Source organism: Bradyrhizobium sp., from assembly GCF_035935975.1.
Classification (GTDB): domain Bacteria; phylum Pseudomonadota; class Alphaproteobacteria; order Rhizobiales; family Xanthobacteraceae; genus Bradyrhizobium.
Genome location: NZ_DASYWN010000006.1, coordinates 97277 through 118343, shown reverse-complemented (window position 1 = coordinate 118343; position 21067 = coordinate 97277). Strand labels below are relative to the sequence as shown.

Here is a 21067-nt window from a genome sequence, read left to right as displayed (position 1 = left end):
CGAGCGGCGTTATCAAGCTTCCGTAAGGATATGTTGGGTTCGAATCCGTAGACCAGCGCGCTGCCAGTAGCGACCCGATCCGATGGCAACGACGTGCTGGCTCCTAGGCTTGCCAAGGCTGAGTTTGGCCCAATAAGTTGCTGATTACGCGCACGCGAGCTCAATCTTGAAATGGCATAAAATCGGAGGCGCAATTGGGCAGTCAGTCTACATGGCGAGATCATCTTGCTCGCTATGCGCTGTTCGACGAAGCATTTTTCGATCATTGGGGAAACCAGACATGGCCCCTCCATGACGATCCAAAAAGTGCCGATGACACAGTTTCCGCTGCGAAGCTGCACATGCAACTGGTGTCGCGAATAACTACTCAACGTCTGTATTATTCCGATGGAGTGGAGGCTGCCGCGCTCAAAAGCGTGTACGAGCTTTTTGGTGCGGCACGTGAGATATTTCAAGCGCATCCAAGATCGCGTTTAACGGATGCGGTTAGTTGGTACGTCATCAACACACATGTCAGGCCTTTCACCGCTAGATGGCATCGACAAAGCGAGCGCGGTGGGCTTTCTGCGACCGATGCATCGGACGTGTTTCGAGATGAGCTACTAGCGCTTCAGAGGTTGCTGATACGCTTTGACGCTCTACTGGTCGAGATTCGCGATGGGATACCGCCTACTCAATCGTTTAAGGAGAACATCGAGAGCGATCGTGACAAGCGCATCACCGAAGAGATGGGGCAATCGTTAGGGTGGGGGATCGACCCTAAGCTAGGAGGTCTTTCTCGCGGATCAGCGGAGCAGATAAATGCTAAAGAAATGGAGGCCATTAAAGAAAGACGTCGCTACTATCAGTGGCGTCTCGAACAATCGACGCACGCGACTGATGGCGGGATCACCTTGAGCGGCGCGGCCGTTACAGGCAATCCTAAGGCCGAGGGGGCGGGGGGGCATTCTGCGGCTTGGGTAAATCGGCCACATGCAACGGCGTTGGCCATTTCCGGCGGCGGCATTCGCTCGGCCACATTCGCGCTTGGAGTGCTTGTTGCCTTGGCTCGGCGCAATCTTCTTTTTCAGTTTGATTATCTGTCGACTGTCTCCGGCGGTGGATACCTCGGGACGTTTCTGACCACGTTCCTTAACGGACCGAGCTCGAAAATAGGAGACGAAGAGGGCGATGAGCAGCCTCAGGTCGGATTGCTTCGAAATGATCTGCCATTTCGTCGCCAAGACGGAGAGGCTGCAGCGCTCCGCTATGTCCGTCATCACAGCAAATATCTGGTAACTGGACGGTTATGGGAGCGTCTGCAGATGGCGTTCACTCAAGTTTACGGAATGGCCCTCAACGGTCTCGGGTTTGCGTATCTGGCTCTCGTCGCTGCAGTCGCGGAACATGGTCTTCGTCAAGCTTTGCCGATCGACAGCTTATGGAAGTCCGCCTGTCTAACAGTTGCGACAACTGCAGCAGCGGCATTCTTGACGTCGATGGTGGCCGAAAAGTCGCCAAGCGCGCAGAGTCTGGCAGACGCCGTAATGACAATCGCCAGTATCGGCCTGGTTGGCCTGCTATTTTGGAAGGGGCTCAGCTATTTGCACTTCATCGGTAGTTCGAACGGACTAGTGATAGCGTGCGCTGCTGCGGTGCCCTTGGTGTCGTCGGGGTTGCTAGTTCTAGTCGGACGTCGATTTCCTCTGATTCGGCCTGTCTTGATAGGGTTGTCGGCGCTCGCTGCTCCCGTCTTGTTTTTCGGACTTGAGCAGTATGTCTACGATTTCGTCGCCTCGGGATACGGCTTAGCTTCTCCTTGGGTCATCTTCGGAGTGATTGCTGCGACATTTGGTGGGCCAGTTCTGTTCTACTTTTTCTTTGACATCAATTTCACTTCTCCAAATCGGTACTACAAGCGCAAACTCAGTGAGGCGTATCTCTTGCAGCTCAATCCGAGCGATCCCAATGCCAGTTTAGTCAGCAGCGTATCGCTGCGAGTGTCAGAGTGTGCCCAAGGAGGGCGAGTTCCCTATCATCTCATCAATTGTGCGCTTAATGTTCCCGCCTCACAAAATCCAGCCATGCAAGGTCGACTGACGGACTTCTTCCTTTTCAGTCCCTACTTCTCCGGTAGTCCTCTCTTGGATTATTCGCCAACAAGCTCTTGGGAAGCCGCGAACCATGCTCTCGATCTCGGGACGGCGATGACGGTCTCCGGAGCGGCTGCCGCTCCGCAGATGGGGCTAGGGACGATCAGAAATCTGAGCTTCTGGCTGGCCATATTCAATGTTCGTCTTGGATATTGGATTCGAAATCCCGCAGCTCTCCGACGTCGTGCGCGCGAAACGCCGCCTGGTCTCTTTTATCTTTTGCAGGAGATGTTTGGTTGGGCGAACGAGAAGCGAACTTATGTGAACATTTCAGATGGAGGACATATCGAGAATCTAGGAATCTACGAATTGCTACGCCGTCGTTGCAAATTCATCGTTGCCATTGACGGAGAGCAGGATTCCAAGATGACTTTCCAAGGTTTAACAACTTTGCAGCGCTTGGCCTTCATTGACCTTGGTGTCACGCTCGACATCGGTCTTGATCCTCTGCGACTGAACGATGAGGGCTTGAGCAACTCGCACTTTGCGTTTTGCCGCATACGGTATCCGTCCGGTTCGCGCGACGGTCCGGAGAACTTCGGCTATTTGATCTATCTGAAGCTATCGCTCACTGGCAATGAAGGGGAATTCATCCGCCGCTATAGAATCGACGAGCCGGCCTTCCCGCATCATTCCACAGCAGATCAATTCTTTACGGAGGCACAGTTCGAGGCTTATCGAAGCCTGGGCGAGCATATAGGGGACAAAATGTTTCTTCCGGCAATTGTGGGACCTGCTATCGCGACGGCGAATAGTGTCGAACTAGAACAATGGTTTGTTGAAATCGGGAAGAGCATGCTCGAGCCATTGCCGTGAGGTGAGAAACACATGGATCCGACACGATTTTGGGCTTGCCGTGGCGTTCCGCAATCGGCTGCCAAGGCTCGGAACCCCGGCCCTGCCGGTGTAGGGGATAGGAGGCCGCCACGATTGCAGGGTTTTAAGTCGGAATCTTGTGTCGCCTAGGGTGTTGAGCTCTCGTCGCGGCGTTCTCAGCAGTTGCTATTTCGGCATCGGGATGGACAATGACCTATAGTCAAATTGGAGCGCTCTTCGCTGTTAAGCATAGGGTTTTCGTCAGCTACCATCACGGAGGTGACCAAGCTTTTTATGATAAGTTCTCGAGTGTATTCCATGACGCTTATGAAACGATCTATGACAATTCGTTGGAACGTGCCATCGATAGCGATAACGCTGAGTATGTAAGGCGACGCATCCGGGAAGACTTTATCAAAGGAACCTCCTGCACTATCGTATTGGTCGGTGCGCAGACGTGGGGGCGCAAATACGTCGACTGGGAAATCGATGCCAGCTTGGAAATGAACCATGCTCTGATTGGAGTTAGGTTACCAACGGCGCCAGTGAGCGGCGGTAAAGTTACGGTTCCCGGTCGGCTGCACGATAACATCGTATCTGGATACGCGCTGTGGGAGAGTTGGGAATCCGTAACATCTGGTGCTGCAAAGCTCGATGCTTGCATCGCGGCTGCCAAGCTCAGGGAAAATAGCTTAATCAACAACGTAAGAAGTCGGCGGCTGCGTAATGCATGAGCGTATATCGAGAGGCTTTCGTGTGCCGCCCCCGGATCTGACCGGGCGGTGGTGACTCTTTCTGCGAATGTAGTCAGCGCTTAGGTAAATCCTAGGATGCAGGTCTGTAATGGACGCATCGGCTTGCTGGCCGAGCTTTTCCATAACAAGGCATACGCGAATGTCGCCAGCTCGATTCAAATTGTCATCGAGCGGCTCAAGCCGGGCTGGCCTCGGATTCGGTGATGCGCTGGAATTCAAACAGTAGTTCCTGGAAATGCTTGGCAAGATAGCCGACCACCCGGCCGTTGCGTAAGAGCTTGGAGAGGTAACCGACCGCCAGCACCAGATCGAGATGATCCGTGCCATAGGTCTGCTCGGCCACCTTGAACTCGCGTGCGAGCGAGGCTGACTCCCGTTCCATCAGCGACAATTGCTCATCTGACAGGCCTTTCGGGGTGCGCGGGGTGTAGCCGGCCGCCAGCTGATTGCGCGGCGTCGCCGCCACCAGCGAACGCACATAGCTGTTGGAGAAATTGTTCATCGCGATCATCAGCTCTGCTGCCTCAATCTGCCGAATTGGTGCAAGCTTGCGCAGCTCTGAGAAGGAATTGAGCGTCAGGTGCTTCTCTTTGAGTAAATCGACCGCCTCGGCGCAGATGCCGTCCAAGAGTTTTCGACGTCGGCGAATGCTGGCAACGTCGACATTCAGCGCCTTGGCGATCCGCGCTTCCGAGACGCCGTTCTCGACCGCTTTCAGGATCATCCGGTGCTCCTGAATGATCGCGATCCGATTGACGCGCTTGTTGTAGGTGAAAGCCTCATCTTCAGTCGAGACCAGACATTCGATCTCCAACAAACCGCGGTCTCGCAGGACCTCAAGCCGTAAATGGCCATCCAGCAACAGGAATTTGCCCTGGCCATCACGGCTTCGGGCTACGACCGGCGGCTCGACCAACCCGATCTCGCCAACCGAAGCAGCGATCTGTCGATATTTGGGCGACCGCTTCACCTCTTCGGACACCAGCTTGAGGGGCTGAATATCGGCCAGTCTAATCACGGCCGTCCGCTCCTCAAAGCTCATGCGAACGGAGATATGGGGCCGTCTTGCCATGGTTTAGGCCTGCCCGTGCAAGCGAAGCGCGATATTTTTGGGCAATGTGTCCAGCCTTTCGTCCTCCAAAATTGCGAGAAACTCCGGCTCGACCAGGAGCTTGCGCAAGGCCTCGAGGATGAAGGTCAGGCGAGCCCTGGTGCTGTTGGATTTGCGAATCAGGACCCGCTTGCGATCGACGTCTTGGCGGTAGGCGCGCAAGAGCGCGTTCGAACTCATCGGCGCACCATCGGTCCGCCGTGGACCGGTCTTATAGCCCTTGCCCCGACGTCGGCGCTGCTCGATCAGCTTCTTGGCTGCTAACAACCGCTGGCCTCGCAACAGCCTCTCTTCATAGGCTTGCTGCAGCACGGACTGGATATCGCTGTCCTGGGCCTGTGATATCATGACGGCAATGCTGACGGGCATCTGTCCGGCCTCGACGGCCCTGAGCAGCCGATGCTCGCCGCTTTCAAGGAGGCTGCTCACGCCCTTGACATATTCAAGGCTAAGACCGGTCTTGCGTGCGATGTCGTCGAACTCATAGCCGCGCTGTCGCATCCCATCGATGTCGTGCAGCAGGTCGATGGCTCGGTGCTGGCGCCGGGCGCAGTTTTCGACCAGGCTCATAATCGCGCTGTCTTCGTTGGTCGCGTCGATTACCACGGCGGGAATCTCGCGCTGTCCGAGGGTTTGGTAAGCCTCCAACCGGCCCTGCCCACAGACAAGATCGTAATGTGGCTCGCCATCTCCCAGCTTTCGCTTAACGGTGATCGGACGCTTCAACCCGAGTTCGGCCACGCTGGTGACGATCTCATTGAAGATCCGGCGGTTGCGAACACGGGGATTGACGACGTCAATGGCTCCTATCGGAATGATCTCAATGCACTGAGCCGATCCCATAGCTGACCTCCATCAGTTGTGAGCGAGCCGCGAGTTCAAACAGCATCTCGAGGGTGTCAAAGCGATAGGCGTCGAGCGCCAGCCCATTGTGTTCGGCAAGCGCAACTTGATCAGCTTCCATCTCGAACCGTGGTAGCAAATAGTAGTCGAGCACAGCGCTGTTCATCTGGTTCATCCGGATCGCCACGGTGATGTCCGGCCGTAGTCCGGCATCGAAGCGCACCTTCCAGCGATACGAGCCTGCCGACGTCTCCTGCGCGCGGACCAGACAGGGCGAGGCGGTGAATTCATCGTTGACCGACAGGAGGTCGGTCTCGCTGTCCTGCCGAACCTGGCCCCCGATTTCTTCAATCCCGCGAATCGTCGATGCAATGAAGTCCGGATACATCCGCCGCAACGCACGATTGATCTCGATGTAGCGGTAGTCCCGGTCCGGGTTGAAGCCGATGAGTTCATAAGCGCGGACCAAACTGCCGAAACGCGTGCGATAAGCGCTGCTGGACGGTCCGACTTCCAGCTCATCGATGATCACGCCCGAAAGATAGCCGTGCTGCTCCAGGAGCCCGCGAAGCACATCCAGCAGCTCTTCATCAGAATAACGCTTGCACCGATCAGAAATGATTGTCTGGGCCGATCTGAAAGCATCTTCGTCAACTATCGGCTCAAAAGCCTGATCGTGTCGGATCCAGCGCTCAGGCGGATTATGGACCCGGCGCCCCTTCAGCTTGCAGGAGCATCTGTTCCAGACATTGTTACCTACGTATTTCTCGTTGATGAGGATCTGATGGACGGTGGCCCTCGTCCAGGTTCGCGAAAGGTCTGTACGGAGGCCTTTGCCGTTGAGCAGGTCAGCGATCTCTCGTTCGCTTTTGCCTTGGGAGACAAAGGCTTCGTAGATGAAGCGGATCGTTTCGATCTCTTCGTCAGGCCCGGGAATCAGTACGATGCGATCGGTTTGGATGCTCTTGTGCTCGCCACGGGAAAGCTCTGCTTTGGCCAAGCCATTTTGGTCAATGAGTTGCCGCCGCAATCCGTATCCGGCCGGCCCACCTTGCCGATAGCCGAGCTCGATCAGTCGCCGCTGCCCGGCAAACACCTTGACCGAAAGTTCCCGGCTGTACTCGCCGGCCATCGCGCGTTTGACGCCTTTGACGATTGTCGAGACCGGGCTGCCATCATTCTCGAATTGCTCGGCGCAATACCGGACGGAAATGCCGGCGCGCTTGCAGATATATTCGTAATAGGCACTTTCATCCGCATCTTGGAACCGACCCCATCGACTTACATCGTAAACGAGAATCGTCGAGAACTCGGCCGCGCCGGTTTGAACATCCTCAATGAGTTGTTTGAGAGCCTGCCGATCATCAAGATTGAGGCCGCTCTTGCCGCTATCTTCGTAGGTCTTCTCAATTTTGAAGCCGTGACGAGTAGCGTACTCGCGAATAGCCTGAGATTGGTTCGCTGTCGAATATTGTTGGTGATCCGTCGACATCCGCACGTATTCCGCGGCGGGTTTGCCGCCCTGGGTTTCTAGTTCAGAGCCTGAATGAGACGTGTCCTGCAACATCGTCGCCCCACTAGCGTCAAGAATGCATGATCAACTCTTTGAAACTATAACTTAGCTCGGGGGGAAACATGTTTCCGAAAACGGGCAAAAGGTTTCCAGACGGAGGCGGGCCGACATCATTCAGTTACGCGAGCTTGATCGCTGACATTCTCAAGTCTGAGCTTGGAAACAGTCATCAAGCGCACAAGACGTTGATGCGGTGGACAGGGGCGAACGAAAGAACAGCGAAAAATTGGCTGTCGGGCACAAACGGTCCGAGCGGCGAGCATCTGTTGCAGCTCATGCGTAATTCGGATCGGGTATTCGAGTTTGTCCTGAAGTTATCCCGGAGGCCGGCCCTTCCGTCGAATCGAAGGCTTGAGGAAGTACGAAACAGCTTGCGGACGACAGCCGACCTGCTCTCCGACGTTATCGAAATCCAGGACAGATAGTCGTTGTAGACGCAGGTGCTCAAATTGCCTCCAATAAGTTAACTTCGCAGCCGCTCCGACAAACGTGATGAACCCGCGCCGTGTCGTTGCCGGCCCCGCGGTCAGGCGTATGGCTTATTCTCATCGGCGGATTGGCGGAAGAGACCGATGTCGCGTTCGGGGCAATCGCGACGACGGTTTTGCCCGGTTTAAGTTCGGTCGGGTCTAAAGTGTACTGCATTTAGTGGCTGCGTTGGATGACATTAGCATCGCGGTGGGCTTGCATGGCCCGGAGAAAGTGATTTTGGACAAGAGCTGGAGGCTGCCGGAAATCGAGCTGGTTGCTAACTGGCGCAGATGTCCACTTCGGGAGCCCTTGCTGCGCGAGATCGCGGCTTCCGGTCCACCCTGACAAGCCGACCTTCCTAGCAGCGCATCGAACATCGCCGTCGGGCCAGCAGGGCGACTACCGACCGCCGAGGCGCAACTTCGCCGATGGGCCAGCAGCGGAAGTCACCGTGAGCTGAAAATGAAAGAGGCCGCCAACTGAGGCAGCCTTACTCTGTATCGATCCTGTAGACGTCGCCTGGACTGAGGTCTAGTTCCTCGAATAGCCTTTGCTGCTTTTCGGTAAGGACCGCTGGGACAACTTCCGCCGTCCAGCCCTCGGGAACGGCGGCAAGGACCAGCGTCAACGCCTGCTTGGGCTTGGCTAGAGCTACCCACATCTGTTTCGTCGGCGGCGCCTCGTCTGAGGCCACCTCAACGAGAGTGAACGAATTGCCGAAGGACTCCGCCATCGCTGACTAATGCGGCAGGGGTGCCGCTAGTTGGTGGTTGGGGACAGTCGAACGGGGCCAGCTATCAAGCGATATGTGGGCACCCAAGCGGTGTTCCACGATTCCATGGTTACGCCGCAAACCGAGCAGTCGAACCTGGCGATTTCCCGCGAGGGGGCCATCGACTCGGTGCGGCTGTAAACAGCGCCGCATTGACAAGATCGATGATGAGATTCTGGCATGCGCCTTTATGCGCCAGAAAAACAAAACACGCTACCGAGCAATTCAAGCTAGGCTAGTGGGGGCGGAAATAGGCCGACGTCGTCCATTTGGTACGCTCTGGGCTTGATGAGCGGTCCTCCGTCGGACACGGCGAACGTTCGCAGATGGGCGCGAAGGGGGCGGGTCCCTTTTTCGCCCCTACTCAGTCCTCGTCCTGCCACCTGCGCAGATCCGTCTGGTCATGATACGCCATGCGGTCTGGCGTGGTGATGAATTCCATCGTCGTGCCCCACGGCATGCGGCAGTAGCAGACCTTGTTTCTAGGACCTTTCTCGGTTGCATAGGGAATAGCGCGTGGCGCGGTCAGGGGTGTGCCTCCTGCCTTCTCGAATCGCTCGACCGATGCATCGATGTCGTCGGTGTAGAGAGCAAAGTGCGTGATGCCGAAGTCGCTCGCCCGGATCGGCTTGGCTTGCTCGGGACCGTGCATTTCGAACAGCTCGATATCGGGTCCCGTTCCGATCTTGACCATCGCCTGCCCGCGCACGACCGTTCCGGGAAAAGCGCCGACGGCCCGCTCGAAGTCGGGTCCCTGCCGCGGCGGATCCTGCGGTCCGAAGGATTGGTAGATCACCTGGCCGCCGAAAGCTTCCACCAGGAACGATTTTGCGGCTTCGATGTCGGGCACCGTGATGCCGATATGATTGACGCCGCGAATGACGGGTGCGGTCATGAAGGTCTCCTTTGGTATTTTTTCGATCCATCGCGATCGCTGCAGGCGCAATTCGCCCGCAGCCTCGCGATCCGCCCGGCCCACGAGGCGCGGACGCCGAGTTTCAATTGGCCTTGAGGAACTCGATCAGAGCGGCTGCGACTTCATCCGGCCGCTCGTCCGCGACATAGTGGCTGCACCGCGCGACCGAGCCGCCCGTCACATTGGTGGCGAACTCCTTGAGCATCGGCACCATCTGCGCACCGAACCGCTGGTCCCCACCCAAGCCAAGCACCGGTATCTCGAGCGGTTGCTTCTTGTACTCGAGCGCAGTCGCATGATCGGCCGCGAGGGTGCGGTACCATTCCATGCCGCCACGCGTGCGGCCAGGAAGCGCCATCGCCTTGGCGTAGATCTCGATGTCCGCTGGATTGAAGGTGCTGTGATCGTAGAACCGCTCTGCCATGAAGGTCGAAACATAGTCGTACTCACGGCCATGAATCAGGCGCTCGGGTAGGTCCCGGTTCATATGGAAGCTGAAGTGCCAGAGCCTCGCGGTCGTCGCCTCCCATCCGGTCCAGCCGGGAAGCGGAACGTCGAGGACGGCCAGGTGAGTAACAGCCTCCCGATACATGGCGGCCTGCGGCAAGGCGACCATTCCGCCGATGTCATGTCCACACACGGCGTAGCGTTCATGCCCAAGGGCAACCATCACTTCATGCGCGTCGCGCGCCATCGTCGCCTTGTCATAGCCGTCGAGCGGGCAGTCGGAAAAGCCCGCGCCGCGCAGATCCATGGCCACCACGCTGAATTGCGCTGCCAGCAGCGGCATCACCTTGTGCCATTCCCACCATGTTTCCGGCCAGCCGTGAAGCAGAAGGATCGGTGGGCCCGAGCCTCCCGTGACGGCGTTGATCTTGATGCCATTCACCGGTACCAGCTGCTGGGCAAATCCCTTCAAGGTGGCGATCATGATCGCTTTCCAGTCAGATGTTGACGTACAAGCAAAGCTCGTTGCCAGCTGAGGGTTGGTAATCAGTGTTGATCGTGATGTCGCGCCAGGCGTCGATATCTTTGCGAAAGGCAGCCAGCTTACGCTCGGCGATCGCGTGCGCGATTGGGCCGAGCGGCAGATGAAGCGGGGCGTCATCAGCGTCGACTGCCTGCAGGATCACCGCGATCGCCTTGTCGGGATCGCCCGCCTGATTGCCGTTGTTGGCTTCGCAATAGTGCTTGCGCGAGCTCGCGGCGTATTCCGGCATCTCGTTGGCCGCCATCGTGATCGAACGGCCAAGGAAATCGGTGCGAAACGGCCCGGGTTCGACGATCAGCACGCGAATGCCAAACGGCTCCAGCTCGCCGGCGAGCGCTTCGGAAATCCCTTCCACGGCAAACTTGGCGGCGTTGTAATAACCTCCGCCGCCGCCGCCGGCGATGCCCGCGCCGGACGACATGTTGACGATCGTTCCGGCCGAACGTCGCAGGACGGGCAGGGCGGCTCTGGTGGTTTCGATCAGACCGAAGACGTTCACCTCGAACATCGGCCGATATTCCTCGGGGGTGCCTTCTTCGATCGCGCCGAACAGTCGGTAGCCGGCGTTGTTCACAAGCACCTCGAACCCGCCGAAGGTCTCGACCGCCTTTGCGACCGCTGCCTTGGCTGCCGCTGGATCGGTCACGTCGAGTGGCAAAGTGATCATTCGGCCGCCGAAAGGCTGGGCCATTTCCTCGATCGTTTTGACGTTACGAGCGGTCGCGATGACCCGATCGCCGCGCTTTGCTGCAGCGAGCGCTAGCCGGTGGCCGAAGCCGCTCGAGCAGCCTGTGATGAACCAAGTTTTCATTATTTCTTCTCCGAATTGTTTTTAGAGGATAGCCAAGCTATCAGCGCCTCGAACTGTCATGTCGGCCATGATCGACCAGTCCTTCTCCCCGAGGCCCGCCGCGACAGCTTTGCTGAGCCCCTCGCGGACAGCTTCAAGCATTGGCAGCGCGCGTCCGATCTCGGTGCTGGCCTCGATCGCGAGGCGCATATCCTTGAGAGCGAGCTTGGCTTTGAAACCCGGCTCGAATGATCGTTCCGCGATTTGTGCGCTGTAGCTCTCATAGGCGCGGCCTGAAAACAGGGTGCCGAGGATGAGTTCAAAGAATTCCCCACGGTCGAGGCCAACGCTCTCGGTCAGCACGACACTCTCAGCCATCGCCTCAATGGCCATGGCGATCATCATGTTGCAGGCGAGCTTCGCCGCATTCGCCCGAGCGGGGTTCTCCCCCAACTTCCAGACCTTCTTGCTGAGGGAAGCGAGCAGCGGCTCGACCGCTGCAACTGCATCGGCCTTCCCAGCCGCCAGGATGTTGAGCTGGCCACTCGCCGCTACGTTCGGTCGACCGAGGACCGGTGCAGACACATAGCCAAGGCCCGCCTCTTCGTGCAGTTGCTCCAGTTCTCGCGCGAAAGCGACCGAGATCGTCGATGTGACGACATGGGTCAGCCCTGGTTGCGCACTTGCGATCAGGCCAGCATCGAGGATCACCTCCCGAATGGCAGGGTCGTCGGATAGCATCGTGAAGACTGCGTCAGCCTGGAAAGCATCCGCCGCGAGTTCGACAAGCGTCACCCCGGGGACGCTTTCCTTGGCGACCTTGCTACGGTTCCAGGCCCGAACGTCATGGCCTGCCTTGACCAGGTTCTGGGCCATTGCCGAGCCCATACTGCCGAGACCAAGGAATCCGATCTGCATGTTCTATCTCCTGTTGTTCGAATGAGGTCCGGCAACGGCATGGCTGCCAGGCGATGGGCAGGAACCTAGGTGCTTAGATTTGTTCTTGGAGTGACAAAACTGTACTCTTGGCGTTCAGTTTTGTGTGGGCGGGCGAGATGGAATGGAGTGACGTCAGAATCTTTCTTGCTGTTGTGCGATCCGGCACGCTCGGCGGTGCCGCGCGTTCGCTTCGGACAAGCCATCCGACCGTCGGCAGGCGCCTTCGCGCACTCGAGCAGGCAATCGGTCACACGCTCTTCCAGCGCACAGCGGACGGTCTTGTTCTGACCGATGAGGGCCACGGAATCATCGCGCTGGCCGAGCAAATGGAAGAAGGCGCGCTGGCCATGGAGCGCCGGCTTGCGGGGCGGGAGCAGAATCTCAAAGGCAATCTGCGCATTTCATCAACGGACTGGTTTGGGGCCTATGTCCTGCCTCCCATCCTGGCGGATTTCTCGAGCGCATACCCCAATGTCGACATTGAAATCCTGACCGGCACGCGCCGGTTCAGCCTCCCCCAGCGGGAGGCCGAAGTGGCTTTTCGTGCCGTTCCGTTCGACACTGCCGATGTCATTCAGCGGCGGCTCTTCAGGCTCGAATACGGCGTCTACATCGCGGAGGAGGCGGCTGATCCCAAATATGGCGATGGGACTGGTTTCCGGCTGATCACGCCATCCACGCCCCACTTCCCCGACATCGCGTGGCTCATCGAGAGTTTCCCCAACGCAAGACCGGTCCTGCGATCGAACAACCGCAACGTCCAGGGGCGCATGTGCAGGGAAGGCGTCGGCATCGCTGTCCTGCCCTGCGTGGTCGGCAATCAGATCCCCGGTATCCGTAGACTGGACCTGCCGACGCAGCCGCCGGCGCGAGACATTTGGATGGGATACCACCGAGACCTACGGCGTCTTGGGCGTCTTCGCGCGTTCATTTCGACGGTATCGGACCATCTCGTGAACGCGACCGCCTGATGTGCGGACTGGAAATGACTCAAGGCTTCCCGAGAAACTGCAAAATCGCTGCAGCCGTCTCGGCCGGTCGCTCATGGGCGATCCAGTGCGGTTTCCGGCGGCTCTCGAAAGCGACCTATTCCGGCTTTGGTCCTGAGTTGCAGTGGTCGCGACGCCGCCCAACAACAGGTGCGCTAGTTGACTTTCCCCTGGGGCTCGCCAACCGATCGGGCCTAGTATGCGACCAGTGCCTGCTGAGGGATAGAATTGTGCTGCGCCCAGCGCCGCCTTTGCTTTCGGAGAAGGTTCCGGATCTGGTCTTCTCAACCTAGCGAGAGCACCTGAGGCGCAATGGTCGAGCAAGTTTTTTTCTAAATTCTCTCCCTCCGCCATTTTCGCAATCTTGTACGCCAGACTGCGATTTTGGATATTTGTGATCCGCGCAATTCTCGGCGTGAATGTATCGCGCGACTCGCGCTCCTTGAGGACCATCTCCGCAGTCGGCAGGCCGCCTGGCTTCGTCGGCTCTTCGAAGGTGAACGCCACACGTTCGAATCGTGTCGGGAGGCGCCAACAACATCGGTGCGTGATTTCGATTGGCTGCAAAAACAGCGAGCGCGATCGATGTGCTGCCGCTCATAACGGTTTGGCTGCAGGTTCGAATCCTGCCGGTGCGGCCGAGGCACTTAGTTGCTTTCCTTGCCGGGCAGCGGCTTCATATTCCTGCGGTCACGCCCTCAGGAGTTCATTCCGTGCCGCAAGCTATCCTATCCGCGCAGAGCCGACCTCGACGTTCGCCTGCCGAGTTGGCCTCCATCATCACAACCGCCTATGAGCGCATCGAACGGGACCGGCTCCGCAACTGCTGGATCTATGTGCGGCCGATGGAAGAGGCGCTGGCCGAGGCTGATGCCCTTGTGCGGCGAGCGGAGGAGGGTGAAGTCCTGCCGCTCCTTGGCGTGCCATTCGGCGTCAAGGACAATATTGATGTTGAGAGCATGCCAACGACGGCAGCCTGTCCGTCATTCGAATATGTGGCCGCGCAATCCGCCAGATGCGTCGAGAGATTGACCGCCGCGGGTGCGATCTGTCTTGGCAAAACCAACCTGGATCAATTCGCAACCGGACTGTCCGGCACCCGCTCCCCCTACGGCGCCTGTTCCAGCGCTGCCAACGATCTCTATGTTTCCGGCGGTTCGAGTTCCGGTTCGGCTGCTGCTGTAGCATCCGGCCATGTTGCCTTCGCTCTCGGCACAGATACCGGCGGCTCGGGCCGGATTCCCGCGGGCTTCAATGGGATCATCGGGATCAAGCCAACCGTCGGCCTCGTCTCATCCCGGGGGCTTGTGCCGAACTGTCCGACGCTCGATTGCCCCTCGATCTTCTGCAATTCCATTGCCGAGGGTCGAATTCTGCTCGGGTTGATCGAAGGATACGACGACAGCGATCCTTTTAGCCGCCAACGGACTGCCTCGTCCTCCTCATTTCCTCGCAAATTCCGGTTTGGCCAGGTCTCTGCCGGTCATCTGAATTCATTCGGCATGCCGGAATGTGATGACCTCTACAGGCAGGCCTGCGCAAGGCTTTCGGGACTGGGAGGCCAAGCCAGGCAAATTGACTTCGCGCCTTTCGCCGAAGCCGGTGAAATGCTCTTTTCAGGCCCCTGGATTGCCGAACGTCATGCGGCGATCAGCAGGCTCCTGGACATCGATGATGGAGACCTGCTTGACGTCATCCGCAACGTGCTGAGCGCAGCTGCCCGGTTTTCCGCAACAGATGCGTTCGCCGCGCACCATCGACTTCTGAAGCTCCGACACCAGATCCAATCGCTTTTCGAGGAGATCGATGTCCTGGTGGTGCCTACCGCGCCACGCCCCTTCACGATCCCGGAGATGATGGAAGATCCCATCACGCTCAACAGCCGCCTCGGTTACTACTCCTATTTTGCCAATCTCTTGGACTTGTGCGCGGTGGCCGTTCCCAACGCAACGCTCGGCAACGGCATGCCGATGGGCATCACTTTGCTGGCGCCTGCGTGGCGTGACCGTACTCTTCTCGAGCTTGCCGAGCGATGGCTGCCCGATGCGAAGGCCGGACTGTTCGATCTAAAAGTATATCCGATGGCCGCGTCCTGAAGCGCGATGATGATTCATCCTGATCTCATAACGCTTTAGACAACCTCGAGATCGAGCGCGCGCAGATTGAGGATCACAATCAGGCCCCGGTGATAACGGATGACGCCCCTTGCCTGCATGCGGGAAAGCTGCACCGTCACCCATTGGCGGGTAGAGCCGATCAGATTGGCGAGATCACCATGCGTGAACGGGATCCCGATCACGATCTCGCGGCCCTGCTGCGAGCCGTAGATCTTCGAGAGGAAGACCAACAGACGATGCAACCGCTCGGTCACCGAGCGGGTCCCCAGCATTTGCGCCATCGCCGAGTAGCACCGTGCCTTGAAGGCGAGCGCATCCAGCAGCGCGACCGCGATACTTGCCGATTGAAGCGCCAGCGCACGCAGGGCTGGGCCGGGCAAGAACGTCACCTGGCTCCGTTCCACGGCAACCGAAGACCATACGTGGGCGCCAGTACCGAACAGATCCGGGCCGCCGACGAAATTGCCGGCGAACCAGTAGGCCAGCGTCACCTCGCGTCCGGAAGGAGCCGCGTAATAGCTGCGAATACGCCCCTCTTCGATCAGATAAATGCCGTTCTGCAGATCGCCCTGACGCCAGACATGCTTGCCTGCCTGCAGGACCTCCGCGCGGCCGATGGCGAGGACACGACGCCGGTCAGCCTCACACAACGGATCCAACAGACTGGGCAGCGACCCGACCAGAGCATCCGATCCCGCCAGCATGATGCCGGTCGCATTCCTGAGACTTGCCGCTGACATCTGCTCGCTCCCTTGCCGCCGCAAGGGAAAACCATTCAAGAGCCATGCCAGACCTGTCGTCAGGCGTCTACGTCCTGATCTCCATTTGCTCGAAGGCCCTGCGGCCTTCCGAGCGGATCAGGTCAAGGCAATCCCGCTTGAGGGCGAGATAGGCGGCCTCCGCAACGATGGCGCTGGAGCGCGGTCGCGGCAGGCTCACCTGAAGGTCTTTGAGGATGCGGCCTGGTCCCGCGCTCATGATCAGCACACGGTCAGAGAGGAGGATCGCTTCATCGATGTCGTGTGTGACGAAGACGATTGTTGCGTTGATCCGCTCTCGAAGCTCGAGCAGATTGTCCTGCATGACCGCCCGGGTCTGCGCATCCAATGCTCCGAACGGCTCGTCCATCAACAGCACGCGCGGCTGATTGGCGAGCGCACGGGCAATCGCAACCCGCTGCTGCATGCCTCCCGATAGCGTGTGCGGATATGCCGACGCAAATCTGGTCAGCCCGATCATCTCGATGAGCTCGTCGGCAATCCGCAGCGCCTCCACCCTCGGCTTGCCGAGGGCGCGCGGCCCGTGCGCGATGTTCCGGCGCACCGATTTCCACGGAAACAGATGTGGCTGCTGGAAGACCATCCCGATCTCGGGCCGTGGCGCGCGCATCGCTTCGCCGGCTATGAACACCTGGCCTTCGAACGGCTGCTCGAGGCCGGCCATCGCATTCAGGAGCGTGGACTTGCCGCAGCCGGATGGACCGACGATCGAGACGAATTCTCCCTGGGCTACCGCCAGGGATACGCGATCGACCGCGACGACCTGTCCGCCCGGCGCATCGAAGACGATGCTCAAATCCTCGACCCGGATGACCGCCTGACGCGCCGGGGCGGACGGCGGGTACGTATCCACGAGCCTGAGCGGCTGGTCTGGACGAAGCTGGCTCGGGGTCATCGCCACCACACGGCACGTTCGGCAAGGATAGCGAAGGAACGGTCGGCGACGAAGGAAAGCAACCCGAGAGCCGCCAGCCCGCCCATGACCTGACCCGTTTGCATGTTCTGTTGCGCAATTTCGATACGGTAGACGATGCCGGCGAACGCTCCTGCCAACTCGGCGGCGACCAGCGTGTAGAAGGAGATGCTTACCGCGGTTCGCAGACCGACCGTGATATAGGGCAGCGCGCCAAGAAGGACGATCTCCCACAGCATCTGCGGTTGCGGCGTGCCGAGCATCTGGGCGGCACGGATAAGTCCGCGGTCGACTTTCTGCACCCCGATGTGGGTCGCAAGCCATACCGTAAAGAACACGCCCCAAACGACCAGGAAGAGCTTGCCCGTCTCCGAGAGGCCAAACCAGAGGATAACGATCGGCACGAAGGCGACGGGAGGAATTGGACGAAGGATGTGAAACAGGGGTGAAAGCAGGCTGGACACCAGCCGGAACCGGCCAGTCAGGACGCCGAGCACGATCCCGCCCGCGGCCCCGATCGCAAATCCCGCGACAACGCGCGAGAGGCTCGCCATCAGGTCGGCGAAGAACTGTCCGCTGCGAATCCATTCGAGAATGGCGACAGCGACGGTCGATGGCGGCGGAAACAGCACGGCGTTCACGATGCCGGAGCGCGCGACCAGTTCCCACACGCCCGTGAAGGCGGGCACGGAGAGGACGGCGACCAGTACGCTCAGCCGTCCGCTCGCGCTCGCACGGCTGCGTGCCCCGACGCTCACGGGCGCGCCTCCACCGTGACGCGAGCCGGATCGAGCGCCTTCAGCGGCGCCGTCACCAGGACTTTCGAGAAATCGGGCATGCTCGCGCCAGGGGGATGATTGCCGGTCTCGAGCCGCCAGGCCGCGTGGGTTTTCAGAGTCGTGAGAATCCTGTCGTCGAGGCGTACATGGTAGACATAGTCCGGCCAGATCGAAGCCAATTCGTCGCGCTTCATTCCGGTCGCTGCGGCGATGACGTCGATTGCTTCATCCGGATGCGCCTTGAGCCAGCCTTCGGCCTCGATGAGGGACGCCAGGAACTTGCTGACGATCGCAGGGTTGGCCGCGAGGTAGGACTGCGTCACGACAATGTTGAAGGTCTCCGAGTAGAGACCTTTGGTCTCAAGCGGGACCGCGCCTTCGCCAAGGGCCTTCTTCGCATTCGCGACGTGCGGCTCCCAGGTATCGAACGCATCGATACTGCCGGCCGCCATGGCGGGGAGCATCTCCTGAGGTCGCAGGTTGACGAGCGTCACGTCCTTCGACGTCAGGCCCGCCGCTTTCAACAGAACCGACGTGTAGACCTCGCTGCCAGTTCCGGCCGTAAAGGCGATTCGCTTTCCACGCAGATCGGCCTTCGTCTTGATACCGGCAGGAGCTGCGGTCATGGTCTTGAGATCCGAATATTCCATCCCCGCCACGAACGCGATCGGCTGTTGCGCCATCGCGGCCGCCGTGACCGGTGCCTCAGCGGTTGTCGCGATATCCGCTCCGCCCCCAAGCACCGTATCGAGACACTGCTTCCCGCTGGTGAAATTGGAGACCGCGATGTCAAGCCCCTGCTTGGCGAAAATGCCTTTCGCATTGGCGACAATCGCCAGCCCCGAGATCGGCCCAAGATTTTGGGCGAGCCGCGCCTTCAGCAATTCCGCGGCTGTCGCGCGCTCAAACGGCGAAAACAGGAAGAATGCAGATAGTACGAAAACGGCGGAGCGAAGAGCAATTGTTGATCGCATGCCAAACCCCTGTAATGCCGGCGACCGGAGTGATCGACCTTGACGATAGGATCGTCTGAAGATGGAAGACCATGAAGCAATTAATCGACAAGGCTCTATTGCCCAGTTTTTGCGCAAGTAGCGCCGGCTTGCGATTGTGATCGGGGCAGGAAAATCGTCATGTTGCCCACACCTTGGGCGTATCGTAGCTGCGGCAACTGCACCCTGCCGGCTTTCATCAGGCCTGATCCGGATTCAATCAGAACCGATCGGGCTTTCGATGCCGTTGCGTGCGCGGCGAAACCAGGCCCACGTCTGCCGCGTCACTGCGATGTAGCCCGGGCCCCGGTAGACGATCTGATCGGCGACGATCCCGTTCAGTTTCGGCAGCGCATGGAACGGAATCGAAGGATAGGCATGGTGCTCGACATGATAGGGCATGTTCCATGCAAACCAGCGCACGAACCTGGCGGTATAGGTGGTGCGGGTATTCTGGAAGGCGCTGCGCGTCCGATCGCAACCGGTGTGTTCGGCAAGGAGATACGGACGCAGAAACAATTGACCGACGATCACGGGGACGACCCAGACCCACAACAGGAACAAGCTGTGCAGCGCGACCGATGCCAGCAGCAGCGCGATGTAGCCTGCCAGATAGAGGCGCGCTTCCCTTACGACAATTTGGCGCTTGCTTTCCGGAATCCAGGGTGACGTGGCATTGCCGGTCAACGCGTGGCGAAGCATCAGCCGCGCCCGGAAGGCAACCTGCCGCAAGCCGCTGTAGACGATCACCAGTTGCGCGTCCGAGGTCGGGATCGGGACCGACAGCAGTTCCGGATCTCTCTTTGGATCCTGCGTGTAGCGATGATGATCCCAGTGGAACAGGCAGTAATATTCGTAAGGCAAGCCGACCGCGAACGAGGAGAGATGACCGAAGGCGAGATTGAGAGCGCGGTTGCGAAACGCCGTCTTGTGGGCGGTCTCGTGTACCACCATGAACAGGAATGCGACGAAGTAACCTTGGACGACGACCAGCGGCAACGCCCACACGATTCCGTATCGCGATGAGGCCAGCCAGATCAGCGCGCCGACAACGACGATGACGCCGTAGTGGCTGGCCGCACGGATCAGTCCTTGCCAATCGGACCGCACCGACAACTCGCGCAACATGGCCGGAGTCAGCGGCTTCTCTCCGGTGGCAGTGATGGCATTGCTCATGATCGTAGTCGCCTCTTTCCGGGATCAAACACTTGACCGTGCTCGTGCGGACGCTGGAACTCGTCAAGCGCAGACCGATCTTAGGGAGCGACGCCGCAAATGCAGAAGCAATTAATGACTCGGGATTGGCCACCGGGCATCCCGAGATTTTCGGCCCTTGCTCCACCGCATCGGCCGGCCCCGTTCGGCGCGCGACAGCGCATCAAGCCACCCGCCACCTCCCGTCCACCGCGCGTTTCAACATCGGATCGCTCACCCGCACATGCTCCGCCAGAAAATCGATGAACGCGCGCACGCGTGCCGGGAGCGGCGCGGTGTGGCCGACATAGACGGCGTGGATGTCTTCGCGGTCGCCGGGATTGTAGCTTTGCAGCACCGGGATGAGGCGGCCGGCTTCGACGTCGGGGCCGATGTGGAAGAGGGCGAGACGCGCTAGCCCCACGCCGCCGAGCGCGAGGCGGCGGGCGATCTCTCCGTCGCTGGCGCGCGCGACCGGCGGCGGCACCGCTTCCTCGGTACGGTTGCCGCGCTTGAACGGCCAGCCGCCCCGGATGCGCGGAAAGGTCCAGCCGATGCCGCGGTGCTCAGTGAGATTCGCCGGCGTTTTCGGCGTGCCAAAGCGCGCCAGATAGCCTGGCGCGCCGACCACCACCATGCGGCTGGTGCCCAGCTTGCGCGCGACCAGGCGCGAAGCTTTCAAAGGTCCGACGCGGATGGCGACGTCGGCGCGCTCCTGCATCAGATCGATCAGCGTATCGGTCAGCACGAGATCGAGCGTGATCTCGGGATGCTGTTCGAGGAAGCGCGGGATCAGGGGCATCATATGCAACATGCCGAAAGGGATGTTGCAATTGACCGTGAGCCGGCCGCGCGGCGCCGCGCCCGAGGCCGCCTCGCGCTCGGCCTCCTCCATCTCGCCGAGGATGCGCAACGAGCGCTGGTAGAAGGCCTGGCCTTCCTCGGTCAATGTGAGCTTGCGCGTGGTGCGGTTGATCAGCCGCGAGCCGAGCCGTGTCTCCAGCCGCGAGATCAGCTTGCTGACACCCGAGGGCGTCAACCGCAGTTTTCGCGCGGCCTGGGTGAATCCGCCAAGATCGACGACGCGGACGAAGACCTCCATCTCGGCGGAGCGGTTGGTGTCGAAACGGGCCATGTTGAATTCACGTCACAAATGATTGGATTGCGGACATTCTAATGGTTTTGACGCAGCGCA

General features: G+C 59.4%; 17 protein-coding genes. 4 read left to right on the top strand and 13 right to left on the bottom strand.

Annotation, left to right across the window (positions count from 1 at the left end; all coding sequences use genetic code 11):
• Positions 1-194 precede the first annotated feature (194 nt).
• Both VGR99_RS01450 and VGR99_RS01445 read left to right on the top strand, forming a co-directional pair.
• Positions 195-2948 (top strand): hypothetical protein, encoded by a 2754-nt coding sequence (locus tag VGR99_RS01450; RefSeq protein ID WP_326896517.1) that lies wholly within the window; start codon positions 195-197, stop codon positions 2946-2948.
• 209 nt (positions 2949-3157) lie between these two features.
• A complete protein-coding gene (locus VGR99_RS01445; RefSeq protein ID WP_326896516.1) occupies positions 3158-3682 on the top strand; it encodes a TIR domain-containing protein in 525 nt (174 codons plus the stop codon).
• A gap of 196 nt (positions 3683-3878) precedes the next feature.
• On the opposite strand, the gene VGR99_RS01440 is transcribed toward VGR99_RS01445, so the two are convergent.
• From VGR99_RS01440 to VGR99_RS01410, 7 genes are all read right to left on the bottom strand, one after another.
• A complete protein-coding gene (locus tag VGR99_RS01440; protein WP_326896515.1) occupies positions 3879-4775 on the bottom strand; it encodes a plasmid partitioning protein RepB C-terminal domain-containing protein in 897 nt (298 codons plus the stop codon).
• A gap of 3 nt (positions 4776-4778) precedes the next feature.
• A complete protein-coding gene (locus VGR99_RS01435) occupies positions 4779-5657 on the bottom strand; it encodes a ParB/RepB/Spo0J family partition protein (RefSeq protein ID WP_326896514.1) in 879 nt (292 codons plus the stop codon).
• Entirely contained in the window at positions 5635-7224 is a 1590-nt protein-coding gene (locus VGR99_RS01430) for a recombinase family protein (protein ID WP_326896513.1), read from the bottom strand. The genes VGR99_RS01435 and VGR99_RS01430 overlap by 23 nt, the downstream gene beginning before the upstream one ends.
• 1613 nt (positions 7225-8837) lie before the next feature.
• A complete protein-coding gene (locus VGR99_RS01425; protein ID WP_326896512.1) occupies positions 8838-9368 on the bottom strand; it encodes a VOC family protein in 531 nt (176 codons plus the stop codon).
• Positions 9369-9471: 103 nt separating this feature from the next.
• A complete protein-coding gene (locus tag VGR99_RS01420) occupies positions 9472-10320 on the bottom strand; it encodes an alpha/beta hydrolase (RefSeq protein WP_326896511.1) in 849 nt (282 codons plus the stop codon).
• A 13-nt stretch (positions 10321-10333) separates the two neighbouring features.
• A complete protein-coding gene (locus tag VGR99_RS01415; protein ID WP_326896510.1) occupies positions 10334-11191 on the bottom strand; it encodes an oxidoreductase in 858 nt (285 codons plus the stop codon).
• A 21-nt stretch (positions 11192-11212) separates the two neighbouring features.
• Positions 11213-12088, bottom strand: coding sequence for an NAD(P)-dependent oxidoreductase (locus VGR99_RS01410; RefSeq protein WP_326896509.1), 876 nt, complete (start codon positions 12086-12088; stop codon positions 11213-11215).
• 137 nt (positions 12089-12225) lie between these two features.
• Between VGR99_RS01410 and VGR99_RS01405 the strand changes: the two genes are divergently transcribed.
• Complete coding sequence (locus VGR99_RS01405) at positions 12226-13080, top strand: LysR family transcriptional regulator (RefSeq protein WP_326896508.1); 855 nt, start codon at positions 12226-12228, stop codon at positions 13078-13080.
• Positions 13081-13655: 575 nt separating this feature from the next.
• Positions 13656-15194 (top strand): allophanate hydrolase, encoded by a 1539-nt coding sequence (atzF, locus tag VGR99_RS01400; protein ID WP_326896507.1) that lies wholly within the window; start codon positions 13656-13658, stop codon positions 15192-15194.
• Positions 15195-15229: 35 nt separating this feature from the next.
• On the opposite strand, the gene VGR99_RS01395 is transcribed toward atzF, so the two are convergent.
• From VGR99_RS01395 to VGR99_RS01370, 6 genes are all read right to left on the bottom strand, one after another.
• Positions 15230-15955, bottom strand: a complete 726-nt coding sequence (locus VGR99_RS01395) for a Crp/Fnr family transcriptional regulator (protein WP_326896506.1) — start codon at positions 15953-15955, stop codon at positions 15230-15232.
• Positions 15956-16022: 67 nt separating this feature from the next.
• Positions 16023-16898 (bottom strand): ABC transporter ATP-binding protein, encoded by an 876-nt coding sequence (locus VGR99_RS01390; protein WP_326896505.1) that lies wholly within the window; start codon positions 16896-16898, stop codon positions 16023-16025.
• Complete coding sequence (locus VGR99_RS01385) at positions 16886-17665, bottom strand: ABC transporter permease (protein ID WP_326896504.1); 780 nt, start codon at positions 17663-17665, stop codon at positions 16886-16888. The genes VGR99_RS01390 and VGR99_RS01385 overlap by 13 nt, the downstream gene beginning before the upstream one ends.
• Positions 17662-18570, bottom strand: a complete 909-nt coding sequence (locus VGR99_RS01380) for an NrtA/SsuA/CpmA family ABC transporter substrate-binding protein (RefSeq protein WP_326896503.1) — start codon at positions 18568-18570, stop codon at positions 17662-17664. Before VGR99_RS01380 ends, VGR99_RS01385 begins: the two co-directional genes overlap by 4 nt.
• A 324-nt stretch (positions 18571-18894) precedes the next feature.
• Positions 18895-19854, bottom strand: coding sequence for a fatty acid desaturase (locus tag VGR99_RS01375; RefSeq protein ID WP_326896502.1), 960 nt, complete (start codon positions 19852-19854; stop codon positions 18895-18897).
• 202 nt (positions 19855-20056) lie between these two features.
• On the bottom strand, positions 20057-21007 hold the full coding sequence (locus VGR99_RS01370; protein WP_326896501.1) for a LysR family transcriptional regulator: 951 nt from the start codon (positions 21005-21007) through the stop codon (positions 20057-20059).
• Positions 21008-21067: the final 60 nt, after the last annotated feature.

Coding starts and splice junctions, on each gene's coding strand:
- VGR99_RS01445 (WP_326896516.1), top strand. CDS start 3,158: ATGACCTATAGTCAAATTGGAGCGCTCTTCGCTGTTAAGCATAGGGTT.
- VGR99_RS01440 (WP_326896515.1), bottom strand. CDS start 4,775: ATGGCAAGACGGCCCCATATCTCCGTTCGCATGAGCTTTGAGGAGCGG.
- VGR99_RS01435 (WP_326896514.1), bottom strand. CDS start 5,657: ATGGGATCGGCTCAGTGCATTGAGATCATTCCGATAGGAGCCATTGAC.
- VGR99_RS01430 (WP_326896513.1), bottom strand. CDS start 7,224: ATGTTGCAGGACACGTCTCATTCAGGCTCTGAACTAGAAACCCAGGGC.
- VGR99_RS01425 (WP_326896512.1), bottom strand. CDS start 9,368: ATGACCGCACCCGTCATTCGCGGCGTCAATCATATCGGCATCACGGTG.
- VGR99_RS01420 (WP_326896511.1), bottom strand. CDS start 10,320: ATGATCGCCACCTTGAAGGGATTTGCCCAGCAGCTGGTACCGGTGAAT.
- VGR99_RS01415 (WP_326896510.1), bottom strand. CDS start 11,191: ATGAAAACTTGGTTCATCACAGGCTGCTCGAGCGGCTTCGGCCACCGG.
- VGR99_RS01410 (WP_326896509.1), bottom strand. CDS start 12,088: ATGCAGATCGGATTCCTTGGTCTCGGCAGTATGGGCTCGGCAATGGCC.
- VGR99_RS01405 (WP_326896508.1), top strand. CDS start 12,226: ATGGAATGGAGTGACGTCAGAATCTTTCTTGCTGTTGTGCGATCCGGC.
- VGR99_RS01395 (WP_326896506.1), bottom strand. CDS start 15,955: ATGTCAGCGGCAAGTCTCAGGAATGCGACCGGCATCATGCTGGCGGGA.
- VGR99_RS01375 (WP_326896502.1), bottom strand. CDS start 19,854: ATGAGCAATGCCATCACTGCCACCGGAGAGAAGCCGCTGACTCCGGCC.
- VGR99_RS01370 (WP_326896501.1), bottom strand. CDS start 21,007: ATGGCCCGTTTCGACACCAACCGCTCCGCCGAGATGGAGGTCTTCGTC.